The organism is Gallibacterium anatis DSM 16844 = F 149, assembly GCF_000379785.1.
GTDB lineage: Bacteria > Pseudomonadota > Gammaproteobacteria > Enterobacterales > Pasteurellaceae > Gallibacterium > Gallibacterium anatis.
Map to the genome: position 1 here is coordinate 1 of NZ_KB903735.1, position 11,834 is coordinate 11,834.

Annotated in this window: 11 protein-coding genes, 1 pseudogene and 1 riboswitch; of the genes and pseudogenes, 5 read left to right on the top strand and 7 right to left on the bottom strand. The window is 41.2% G+C overall.

Annotated elements, in window-relative coordinates; translation table 11 throughout:
* From A3EO_RS13400 to A3EO_RS0110435, 3 genes and pseudogenes are all read left to right on the top strand, one after another.
* Positions 1 to 172 (top strand): annotated as a pseudogene (locus A3EO_RS13400) (IS5/IS1182 family transposase); the annotation flags it as partial.
* A 156-nt stretch (positions 173 to 328) separates the two neighbouring features.
* Positions 329 to 805: a low molecular weight protein-tyrosine-phosphatase gene (locus A3EO_RS0110430; RefSeq protein ID WP_026211115.1), complete on the top strand. Its 477-nt coding sequence runs from the start codon at positions 329 to 331 to the stop codon at positions 803 to 805.
* A 73-nt stretch (positions 806 to 878) separates the two neighbouring features.
* Positions 879 to 1,103: a YdcH family protein gene (locus tag A3EO_RS0110435; RefSeq protein ID WP_018347101.1), complete on the top strand. Its 225-nt coding sequence runs from the start codon at positions 879 to 881 to the stop codon at positions 1,101 to 1,103.
* A 135-nt stretch (positions 1,104 to 1,238) separates the two neighbouring features.
* Here the strand turns inward: A3EO_RS0110435 and A3EO_RS0110445 are convergent, their stop codons facing one another.
* From A3EO_RS0110445 to metJ, 7 genes are all read right to left on the bottom strand, one after another.
* A complete protein-coding gene (locus tag A3EO_RS0110445) occupies positions 1,239 to 2,522 on the bottom strand; it encodes a TRAP transporter large permease (protein WP_018347103.1) in 1,284 nt (427 codons plus the stop codon).
* Between the two features lie 3 nt (positions 2,523 to 2,525).
* Positions 2,526 to 3,158: a TRAP transporter small permease gene (locus A3EO_RS0110450; protein ID WP_018347104.1), complete on the bottom strand. Its 633-nt coding sequence runs from the start codon at positions 3,156 to 3,158 to the stop codon at positions 2,526 to 2,528.
* 70 nt (positions 3,159 to 3,228) lie between these two features.
* Complete coding sequence (locus tag A3EO_RS0110455) at positions 3,229 to 4,215, bottom strand: TRAP transporter substrate-binding protein (RefSeq protein WP_026211116.1); 987 nt, start codon at positions 4,213 to 4,215, stop codon at positions 3,229 to 3,231.
* A gap of 319 nt (positions 4,216 to 4,534) precedes the next feature.
* A complete protein-coding gene (locus A3EO_RS13220; protein ID WP_018347106.1) occupies positions 4,535 to 4,678 on the bottom strand; it encodes a FeoB-associated Cys-rich membrane protein in 144 nt (47 codons plus the stop codon).
* Positions 4,675 to 6,546 carry a ferrous iron transporter B gene (gene feoB, locus A3EO_RS0110465; RefSeq protein ID WP_018347107.1) on the bottom strand — a complete coding sequence of 624 codons (1,872 nt, stop codon included), beginning with the start codon at positions 6,544 to 6,546 and terminating at the stop codon, positions 4,675 to 4,677. Before feoB ends, A3EO_RS13220 begins: the two co-directional genes overlap by 4 nt.
* Positions 6,547 to 6,550: 4 nt before the next feature.
* A complete protein-coding gene (locus tag A3EO_RS0110470) occupies positions 6,551 to 6,811 on the bottom strand; it encodes a FeoA family protein (protein WP_013745668.1) in 261 nt (86 codons plus the stop codon).
* A gap of 208 nt (positions 6,812 to 7,019) precedes the next feature.
* Entirely contained in the window at positions 7,020 to 7,337 is a 318-nt protein-coding gene (metJ, locus tag A3EO_RS0110475; RefSeq protein ID WP_018347108.1) for a met regulon transcriptional regulator MetJ, read from the bottom strand.
* Between the two features lie 152 nt (positions 7,338 to 7,489).
* Between metJ and metL the strand changes: the two genes are divergently transcribed.
* Together metL and A3EO_RS0110485 are read left to right on the top strand one after the other, a co-directional pair.
* Positions 7,490 to 9,919: a bifunctional aspartate kinase/homoserine dehydrogenase II gene (gene metL / locus A3EO_RS0110480; RefSeq protein WP_018347109.1), complete on the top strand. Its 2,430-nt coding sequence runs from the start codon at positions 7,490 to 7,492 to the stop codon at positions 9,917 to 9,919.
* Positions 9,920 to 10,078: 159 nt separating this feature from the next.
* Positions 10,079 to 10,176, top strand: a riboswitch (glycine riboswitch).
* 87 nt (positions 10,177 to 10,263) lie between these two features.
* Entirely contained in the window at positions 10,264 to 11,661 is a 1,398-nt protein-coding gene (locus A3EO_RS0110485) for an alanine/glycine:cation symporter family protein (protein WP_013745665.1), read from the top strand.
* Positions 11,662 to 11,834: the final 173 nt, after the last annotated feature.

The window sequence follows — 11,834 nt, forward strand, 5'->3', positions numbered from 1 at the left end:
TAGAGGATTATCCAAAGTGCAAATGCAATGCTTCCTTGCGGCAATGGCACAAAATATCAAGAAAATTGCCCTAGTGGTATGGGCTATTTTGTCTTATTTATGGCGTCAATTTTACTTGTTTGAGGCATGGGTAAAACAATCAGCGAAAATGACCGCTGGCACCGTTATCTGAAAGGAAAAGCAAGAGAAAAGCGACAAAGTAAAAAAACAAACCCACTTTTATCAAATGATTTTGGAAAGATGGGTTTGTCAGCAGTCTGAGGCGGTAATTGTTTACCGCCTTTTCTTTGTTTATGATAAGTGCTTTTACTAAAAAGAGAGCGGAATGATGCAGAAATTTAGTGTCTTATTTGTCTGTCTAGGCAATATTTGTCGTTCACCGATGGCGGAATTTATTTTTAAACATAAATTACAACAGGCAGGTTTGTCCAAATGGGTTAATGTGGATAGTGCTGGTACCGCCGGCTGGCATAGTGGTGAAGGAATGCATTGCGGTACAGCGGATATGCTGGAGTTGCATAACATAGCCAGTAACGGTTTTCGCAGTCGTCAAATCAGAAAACAGGATTTAGCGAATTTTGATTATATTATCGCGATGGATGACAGCAATTTAGAGGATTTAGAGCGTTTTTTCGGCAAACATCCGCAACAGATTTTTAAAATTACGCAACTATGTCCCGATTTAGAAAAGGATCATATTCCTGATCCTTGGTATACACATAATTTCGATGAAACTTATCGCTTGTTGGATCGCTGTTGTGATGCATTGTTGCAAAAAGTTAAACAGAAGATAAGCAAAATGTGATGTTGTTCACAGCAGAAGAGACGGAAAAAAGCTATATTAATAGTGTGCAATAATAATATAGAGGAGAATGGCTATGTTTCCAGAATATCGTGATTTGATCAGTGTGTTAAAAAATGAAGATAAACATTTTGCTCGTTTATTCGAAGAACATAATGAATTGGATCATAAAATTCAGAATATGTTGGAAAAAATCGAATTCGGTACACCGGAAGAGATTGAAAACTTGAAAAAAATGAAACTTCGTTTAAAAGATGAAATGTACACTATTTTGAAAGAGTATGATGAGAAAAGAAAATAGTGATATTGGATTAAGCGGAAACCCGGCGTTAATGCCGGGTTTCTTTTTAAGGTTTTTCTTTCAAGTGATTTCTAATTTGCCGGCATAAAAAACAGGGCTAATTTTGTGTTTAGCCCTGTTTTATGCGGTGTCGATTTAAGCTACTGCAATCCAGTTAGGTAACGCCAAGGAGATTGCCGGAATGTAGGTAATGGCAATTAAGAACGCCAACATTAGCATTAACCAAGGCAGTGCTGCTTTGATAACTTGTGGTAAGGTTAACCCGGTGATGGCTGATGCCACGAATAAGTTAAGTCCGACCGGCGGTGTGATCATACCGATTTCCATATTCACTACCATAATGACCCCAAGATGAATCGGATCAATACCGAGTTGAGTCGCAATCGGGAAGAGAATCGGTACTAAAATCAAAATGATTGCGGATGGTTCCATAAATGCACCGGCAATCAAAAGGATAATATTGACAATAATAAGGAATTGCCAAGCGTGTAAGTCCATCTCAACCACTAATGCGGTGAGTTGTTGTGGGATCTGTTCGGTAGTCAACACGTGCGCAAACAACATTGCGTTGGCAATGATAAACATCAACATAATGCTGAGTTTACCGGCTTCAAGCAGAACTTTAGGGCAATCTTTCAATTTAATATCTTTATAGATAAATACAGCTACAAAGAAAGAGTATACCGCTGCAACCGCTGCTGCTTCTGTTGGCGTAAATGCACCGCTGTAAATACCGCCGAGGATAATGACCATTAAGATTAATCCCCATAAGGCGCGGCGAGCCGATCTGAACCACTCTCTGACACTGGCACGAGGCAATGCCGGCAGATTTTTAATGCGAGCAACGACATAGATGCCGATCATTAAGGCGACACCTAATAATAAGCCGGGCATCACGCCAGCCATAAATAGACGACCGACAGAGGATTCGGTTGCCGCTGCATAAACCACCATTACTACGGATGGCGGAATCAAAATACCTAATGTCCCTGCGTTACAGATAATTCCGGTGCCGAATTCAGCCGGATAACCGGAACGCACCATACCGGCAATGGCAATGGAACCGACAGCCGCCACGGTTGCCGGGCTGGAGCCGGAAAGTGCGGCGAAAAGCATACAGGAAAGCACGGAGGCAATTGCCAATCCGCCGCGGATATGTCCAACGGTGGCATTAGCAAAATCAATCAAACGACGTGCTACACCACCGGTAGTCATAAATGCGCCGGCAAGCAAGAAGAATGGAATAGCTAATAAAGTGTAGTGTTCGGACGTTTCAAAAAGTTTAATTGCGACCGAGCTGATGGAATCCTGACTGAAGAGAATGATCACCAGAGAACCGGATAATCCTAATGCAACGGAAATCGGTACACCAATAAACATTAAAAAGAATAAACAGGCAAATAAGAAAACAATAGTCATAAATTACTCCTTATGTGCTTCAGATTCTTGTAGTTTTACTGCATCTTTCGCTTCATCAGCCAAGCCAAGATCAGTTTGTTTTCCTTGTAATAAACGGATAAAGATCTCAACAAAGCGGGCGAAAATCATAATGTAACCGATAGGAATAATCAGACCGATGTGCCAAAGTTTGATTCCGAACTGTTGTAGGTCTTCCGCACCGACTTTAGCAATGAGTAAAGCTTGAACCCAATCATAACTCGCAATAAAAATAATCCCTGAATAAATAAGACAAGTAAGACAGGCGAAGATACTGATATAGCGTTGCACCGGTGTACTAAATTTTTTTACCAATGCATCAATACCGATATGTCCGGCAGTACGAACGCCGTAAGAGGCACCGAAAAAGATGAGCATTGCAAAAAATAATTTAGTCAGTGCAACACTCCAAGTCATTTCCTGTGCTATGGTCATACAAAAAGTGGCAATAGGCTCGAAAATAAATTCAAGACTCGGATAGGCATCGGCTAAATCGTAGAAAGGATTATAAAGATTATTGAACATTACATAGACAAAAGTCACTAATGTCATTAACGCTAGAGAAAAACCGATCATAAATTCTTCGAGTTTTCCCCAGAGATAATTAAAGTATTGCATAGTTGCTCCTTAACCGACTTGAGCGATGAAAGTGCGATAGTCAGACTATCGCACTTTGAGATTTGAAAAACTATTTGTTGTTGGATTCTTCGGCAGCTTTAATTAAATCAGCACCGATAGCACCTTCAAATTTTTTCCAAACAGGGCGCATAGCTTCACGCCATTCTTTTCTTTGTTCAGGAGTTAAAGTCGTAATTTCTGTTGTTTTGGCATCAAGAATGCGTTGTTTATCTGCAAGGTTGAATTCGTGAGATTTTTTGTTCACGTCATCGCTCACAACATCCATAACTTCCATTAAACCTTTACGGACATCTTCAGGCAAGCCTTCCCAGAATTTGGTGTTTACGATAACCATATAAGAGAGCAAGCCGTGGTTAGATTCGGTAATGTATTTTTGTACTTCGTTGATCTTTTGAGAGTAGATATTTGAGTATGGGTTTTCCGCACCGTTTACTACGCCGGTTTGTAAACCTTGATACATTTCACCGAATGCCATTTTACGCGGAACAGCTTTTAACTGTTTAAACTGAGCATCAAGGACTTCAGAGTTTTGTACACGGAATTTTAATCCGCGAGCATCTTTTGGAAGTACCAATTTTTTGTTGGCAGAGAGTTGTTTTAAGTCGTTATTCCAGTAGCCGATACCGGTAATACCTTTATCTTTCATACTGTTAAGTAGGCTTTTACCTGCTTCACTTTTTTCAAAGCGTTGTACTGCTTCAATATCGTCAAATAGGAACGGTAGATCGAATAATTGGATTTTTGGCGTATATTTATCGAATTTAGCCAAAGATGGCGCAAGCATTTGTACATTATTTAATAATAATGCTTCCATTTCTTTGCCATCACCGTAAAGAGATGAGTTAGGGTAAACTTCAACGACCACTCTGCCCGGGAATTTCTCTTCAGCCAATTTTTTAAACATTAATGCACCTTGACCTTTAGGTGTATCTTCCGCTACCACGTGAGAAAACTTGATCACAATCGGATCCGCAGCAAAAGCATTGAATGATAATAGTGATCCTAACGCTGTAACAGTAGCGAGCACTTTGAACATATTTTGTTTAAATTTCATAAGTTTGATCCTCTTCTTGTGTATGAATGAGATATGTGAATGCATAAATAAGACTATGTAAATGCTAAAATTTAGTAAAGCAGATTTTTTTAAAAAGTTGATCTCTTTCTCAAAAATTTAATAAAAAAGTAATAAAAATGTGAGAAAAGTCATATTTGTGCGTGCTTGTTGAGCAGCATTTGGATGAATAAGCTTTGAAAAAGGAAATTAATTATTTAGCGGTAGTTAATGTAATTTTTTATTAAATTGAAGTGTAAGAAGAAAAGAGGAGTTGATCGTTTCAACTCCTCCATCATAATGGTTAATGACAAGATTTCTGCGATTTAGAAGCAGATCCGCAACGGCAGCAATCTCTACATCCGCTTTGGTGTTTTTTGCGGAAGTTTGCGATAAGGTAGCCGACAGCACCGATAAATAAAGCGATAACAATAAGGTATTGAATCATAGTCCTGCTCCTCGTGCGATATGATAAACGATATAAGCAAATAGATAAGCTAATGCGGTTAAATAGGCGGTAATTAGCAAAGTTTGCTTAGTGGATTTGGTTTCACGCTTAATCACAGCAAGCGTTGCCATACACATTGGGGCGTAAACGTACCACGCAAGGAAAGAGAAAGCGGTTGCTAAACCCCAGCTATCGTGGATTAATGGAATAAGCATTTGTTGGGCGGCCTCTTCATTGACTGAACCGACAGCATAAACGGTTCCTAATGCCGCAACGACGACTTCTCTGGCGGCAATGCCCGGCACCATTGCAATACACATTTCCCACGTAAATCCTAATGGTCGGAAAATCGGCTCAATAAAATGCCCTAACGCCCCGGCAAAACTGTAATCGATTGGTGGTGAAACCGCATTTTCAGGTGCAGCCGGAAAGCTGACAAGCACCCATAAAATGATACTTAGGGCGAAAATAATGGTTCCGGCGCGTTTTAAAAAGGCACTGACACGTTCCCATAAAGTAACGACAATATGCCTAAAATTAGGAATGCGGTAAGTAGGTAATTCCATTAATAATGGGAATTGCTGAATTTTGCCTTTGTGTTTAGCAAATAGTTTTAGAATGAAAGCCACAAAGCCGGCGGAAAGTACGCCAATCGAGTATAAGGCAAACAGTGTTAAACCTTGCAGATTGAAAATTCCCCAAACTTGTTGATCCGGAATAACCGCTGCAATGATTAGCGCATACACTGGTAAACGTGCGGAACAAGTTAATAGCGGTGTAATAGCGATAGTGACTAAACGCTCTCTTGGATCGGTAATGGTGCGGGCTGACATAATTGCCGGCACGGCACAAGCGAAACCGGAGAGCAGAGGAATAAAGGAGCGACCGGATAAACCGCTTTTGGCTAAGAAACTATCCAACAAATAGGCAGCTCGCGGTAAGTATCCGGAATCTTCCAAAATCAGTAACAACGCAAATAAAATCGCAATTTGCGGTAAGAAAACTAAAACGCTGCTTACGCCGGCAACAATACCATCAATCAACAGATCTTTCAGAATGCCGTCCGGCAGAACGGATGCCAACCATTCGGAAAGAAGACTGAAACTGGCTTCAATACCGTCCATAAAGGGGGCAGCCCAAGCGTAAACCGCTTGGAACATTAGCAACATTACGATAATAAGAGTAAGCATACCCCAAAATGGATGTAAGAAAATATGATCTAATCTTTGGTGCCAACGCGGTAATAAATTGAGGTTCTGCACACTTTGTTCAAGAATATGATCGACCTGCTGGAAAAGTTGGTTACTGTCGAGTTGATCTGTAATTTGTTCTAATTGCTGAGAGGTTTTTTGATTGGTTGATACCCGTTCGGCAAGCTGCTCTACCGCTTGCTTAATTTTTTGTTGCCCTTTTTTGCTGACGGCAACTGTTCCAATCACCGGCACGCCTAATAATTCGGACATTTTGTTGGTATCAATTTGCAATCCGCGTGCGGTTGCAACATCAAACAGATTAATTGAAACCACCATAGGCAGACCAAGTGCTTTTAACTCTAATACCATTCGCAACGTCATACGTAAATTGGTGGCATCGGCAACAGCAATAATGGCATCCGGAATATCACCGAGATGACCTAATAAAACATTACGAGAAACCTCTTCATCCGGGCTGGTGGTATGTAAACTGTAAGTGCCCGGGAGATCAAGAATAGTGATATTAGTGTGTCCGAGCAAGGTTCCTTCACGGCGATCAACCGTTACTCCGGGATAGTTGGCAATTCTGGCATTGGAGCCGGTTAGCGCATTAAATAATACGGTTTTACCGCAATTAGGAGGCCCGATTAAGGCAAAATTGAGTTGATTATTCATATAGTTATTTTAAATAGCAGAGAATTTTTTCCGCTTCTGCTTTACGTAATGAAAATTGAGAATGATGATCCAAACGAACGACATAAGGCCCACGACCTAATAATCCTTTAGCAATAATGCTAACCGGACGATGGCTGGAAAAGCCGAGATCTGCCAAACGGCGACTAACGGAGTTATCTTGAGAACCGAATGCCGGGTTGGCGATAATATCTTTAATGTAGGCTTCTTGATGTTTCGGTAATTGATGAAGAGGATATACTGACATAATGATTTCCTTGCTTCTAAAATGGAATAACCTATTTTAAATCTAAATAAGAAATATTCCTAATAATATTGGTGGCGACATTTTAGCGAACAATGACCGAATAAAAATTGATATATGTCAAAATTAGTGAGCGAACAAAAAGAAGGATAAACTGAAAAACAGCTTATCCTTTAATTTAGATAAAAAATAATATGAAGGATAGAATGAATTAATATTCCCAAGTGTCCGGATCGATGCCTTTTTTGCGCATTAAGGCTTTTGCTGCTTCAGGAATCTCATCGTGACGTTCTTTTAACAAATCGTCATCGGTCGGTAAAGGTTGACCGGTAAAAGCGTGTAAAAATGCTTCGCAGAGCAGTTCACTATTGGTTGCGTGACGTAAATTGCGAATTTGGCGGCGAGTACGCTCATTTGTGAGTATTTCTAATACTTTAATTGGAATTGATACAGTAATTTTTTTTACCTGTTCACTTTTTTTGCCGTGTTCCGCATAGGGACTAATATATTTCCCATCCCAATCAGCCATAGTTATTTCCTTCAAATCCACACAAGTTGTGGTATTTTAATCAAAATTTATGCTAATGACAATCTAGCCTTAAAGACATCTAGATTTCTTTATTTGCTTATAGATATTCGTGCTAAAATAGCGCGTCTTTGTATTGCTATAGGCGGAGGTTTATGATGCAGCAGGTTGTTCGTCATCAATTACATAAATTTGGCGGTAGTAGTTTAGCCAATGTTGAATGTATCAAAGGCGTTGCCTCTATTATTCAGAATTATAGTAAAGAGAATGATGTTATTGTGGTATCGGCAATTGGTAAAACCACAAATTTACTGATTGAATGGGTGGAGGCTTCGCATAAAGATACGGTGGCAGCTAACCGTATTTTGCAAAATCTTCGTCATCAGTATCTGGCAATGGTGAATGCCTTGCTGATACAACCGGAACCAGTTGCTCAAGCCTTTATTGATGATATTCATCAGCTTTCTGCCCTGTTGGATAAACCATTCTGTGAAGCGATTTATGCCGAAGTGGTCGGACACGGCGAGATTTGGTCGGCTCGATTGGTTACCGCTTATCTGAATCAGCAATCTATTCCTTCCGTTTTTGTCGATGCACGTGATTTTATGGTGGCAGAGCGAACTGTTTTGCCTAAAGTGCGGGTTGCGCCTAGTCAGCGCCGATTACAACCGATTTTGGATGCTAATCCGGATAAACGTTTGATTATTACCGGTTTTATCAGCCGCAATGCAGAAGGTGAAACCGTATTATTGGGGCGAAACGGTTCCGATTATTCCGCCACTCAAATTGCCGGATTGGCAGGGATTGAGAATGTGACGATCTGGAGCGATGTCGCCGGCGTCTATTCCGCCGATCCTCGCCACGTAAAAAATGCAACATTATTGCCGTTATTACGTTGGGATGAAGCCAATGAATTGGCGCGTCTCGGTGCGCCGGTGTTGCATAGTCGCACGCTGGAACCGGTAAAAGAGTTTCAATTAAAACTACAGTTACGCAGCAGTTTGAAGCCGAATGAAGGCACGAGTCGTATTGAACATATTTATTCATCTTCTGCACAAGGCAGAATTGTGACATCTCATAACCATATCGGTTGGATCGAATTGGTGATTCCACAAAATCAGGTGTTGCAGAGTTGGCGGCAACGTTTGCAAGCGTGGTTGCAAGAACATCAATTGGAGCCGCTGGTCGAGCAATTTATTGAGCAATCACGTACTTTACGTTTGATCTATACCAATGAATATATTGATACGGTGTTTATGCAGTTTAAAAAATTGCCGTTAATCACTGATTCCATTTCCATTCGTTATGATTTAGCGTTGTTGGCGATTGTGGGCGCCGGCGTATGCCAAAATTCATTGCAAATGTTGCGTTTTTCCCAGATGTTAAAAACACAACCGTTAGAATTTGTATGGCAATCTGAAGAGAAAATCAGCGTCGTGGCGATTTTGCGTCAAGCCGTCAGTCGGGAGTTATTACGCAATGTTCACGATGATCTATTCCGTGCGCATAAAACGGTTGGCTTAGTGGTATTAGGCAAAGGAGAGGTTTCAAAAACGTGGATCAGCCTGTTTAAACAGGAGCAGGAGAAGATCGCAGCACGCAGTCATTTTGATTTTTCCTTAATCGGTTTGGTTTCAAGTCAAAAAGCGTGGTTGGATTACCAAGGTATTCTGCCGTATTTAAGCGAAAATAATTGGGATCAGCAGTTTGAAGAATATGGTCGAGAATTGGTGCCGGATGAATTATTGCAATGGTTGAGTTTGCATCCGTTTGATGAGTTGGTGGTGTTGGATTTTACCAATAGCGATGAGGTGGCGGCACATTATGAAGACTATGCAAAATATGGTTTCCATGTGATTAGTGCCAATAAACGTGCGGCTGCTTTTGATTTAGATAAATATCATCAAATTGAGAATGCTTTTTTGCAATCCGGCAGCCATTGGTTGTATAACGCTACGGTCGGTGGCGGTTTGCCGATTAATCCGATCGTACACGATCTGGTGGAAAGCGGTGATACGATTTTGTCAATTGAAGGTACATTCTCTAGTACATTAGCCTGGTTATTTTATCAGTATGACGGTTCTGTGCCGTTTTCAATGTTGTTAGAGCAGGCGTGGCAGCAGGGAATGACAGAGCGCGATCCGCGTGAAGATTTAAGAGGCTTGGATGCGTTACGTAAACTGCTCATTGTGGCGCGTACTGCAGGTTATGATTTGGACCGTTCCGAAATTAAGGTGGAATCTTTGATTACGGAAGATATGCTTGCATTGCCGCTATCTGATTTTTTTGAGAAATTGGATGAGCTTGAGCCGCAGATTTATGAACGTTATCACGATGCTGAGGAAGAGCACGGCGTATTGCGTTATGTGGTTCGCTTTTTAGCGAATGGACAGTCAAAAATCGGTTTGGAGGTGTGCAATGTTGATGATCCGATTGCACGTACATTACCGGGAGAGAATTTATTCTTAATTCGTAGCCTTTGGTATCGTGATAATCCATTGGTGATTCACGGCCCGAGTGCCGGCGTGAAAATGACAGCCGGCGCAATTCAGGCAGATTTAAATCGCTTGGTAAAATTATTGTAGTAAGGCGATCATCACTTGAGCAAGAAAGCATAACTTGCTAAAATTCGCAACGTTTTTATTCATATCGAGTTCGGATGAAGGTAGCTGGAGAGTAGAGAATTAACTCTACGCCGACGAGGTAAACTCTTTCAGGCGCTGTTTACAGCATGGACTGTTACTGGACGAACCCTTGGAGAGATCCGCATCAAGCGGACGCCGAAGGCGCAAAAAAATCTTAGATTTTTGAAACGCTCAGGCAAAAGGACAGGGGCAGGAAAGATAATCTTTTTTCAAATATCATTTCTGGATATTTCTTTTTTCTTTTCTACTCCTTGTATTTAGCTTTTTTATTTACGAGGAAGTCAATGAATTTCAATCAAATTTTAGCTGAAATTGACAGCTTTATTTGGGGACCGCCATTACTCATTTTATTAGCGGGAACTGGTATTTATTTCAGTCTTCGCTTAGGTTTTTTACAAATTAAATCATTGCCACGCGCATTAAGATATTTGTTTCAAAGAGGTAATTCCGGCGAGGGTGATGTTTCTGCATTTGCTGCGTTGTGTACTGCGCTTTCTGCGACTATCGGTACCGGCAATATTGTTGGCGTTGCTACTGCAATTCAAGCAGGCGGACCCGGGGCGATTTTCTGGATGTGGATTGTCGCTTTTTTCGGAATGGCGACTAAATATGCGGAATGTTTGCTGGCGGTAAAATATCGTGTGAAAGATAAAAATGGCTTTATGGCCGGTGGGCCGATGTATTACATAGAACGTGGGCTGGGCATAAAATGGTTAGCTAAGTTGTTTGCGGTATTCGGTGTTCTGGTTGCTTTTTTCGGTATCGGGACTTTCCCACAAATCAATGCCATTACACACGCTATGCAAGATACGTTCGGGGTATCAACGGTGATTACCGCAGTTGTAATGACGTTGTTGGTAGCAATGATTATTCTTGGCGGCGTTAACCGTATTGCTGTCGTATCCTCATTTATTGTGCCGTTTATGGCGGTGTTATATGTCGGTACGTCGTTATTTATTTTATTAATTAATTGGAACGTTGTGCCACAAGCGCTAGCCTTAATTATTGAAAGTGCTTTTAACCCTCAAGCGGCATTAGGCGGTGCGGTTGGTTTTACTGTGCTTAAAGCGATTCAATCGGGAATGGCGAGAGGTATTTTCTCTAATGAATCCGGCTTGGGAAGTGCGCCGATCGCAGCAGCGGCGGCACAAACACAAGAGCCGGTGCGTCAAGGGTTGATTTCAATGACCGGCACATTCTTCGATACCATTATTGTTTGCACAATGACCGGTTTAGTCATTGTTATCAGCGGTGTTTGGCAATCGGAGGTGGCGGGAGCCGCAGTGACTAATTTGGCTTTTGCGCAAGGGTTAGGCAACAGTATCGGTGCAACAATTGTCACTATCGGTTTATTGTTCTTTGCATTTACCACGATTCTTGGTTGGTGTTATTACGGTGAACGTTGTTTTGTTTACTTAACCGGCATTAGAGGGATTAAGATTTTCCGTAGCTGCTTTATTTTACTGATCGCGTGTGGTGCATTTATCAAATTGGATATTATTTGGAGTTTGGCTGATATTGTTAATGGATTAATGGCGATTCCGAATTTAATTGCACTGATTGGCTTGCGTAAGGTGATTATTGCTGAAACACGTGATTATTTTGCGCGTTTGCAAATTTCGGCGAAAGATCGGGATGAAGAGATGGCGGAAAACGGCGAATTGAGTGAAAGCTATAATTGATAAAAATGCGTGCTGAGCACGCATTTCAGACTGCTGACAAACCTCTAGACATACCTCTAGAGGTTTGATCTAATAGGCATATCGAAAAAAGGAAATGCCTATGCTCAAAAATACACCCTCACTCCAATATGAAATCGAGATGATAAGTCTCGAACAACTCGTTCCAAAAGACC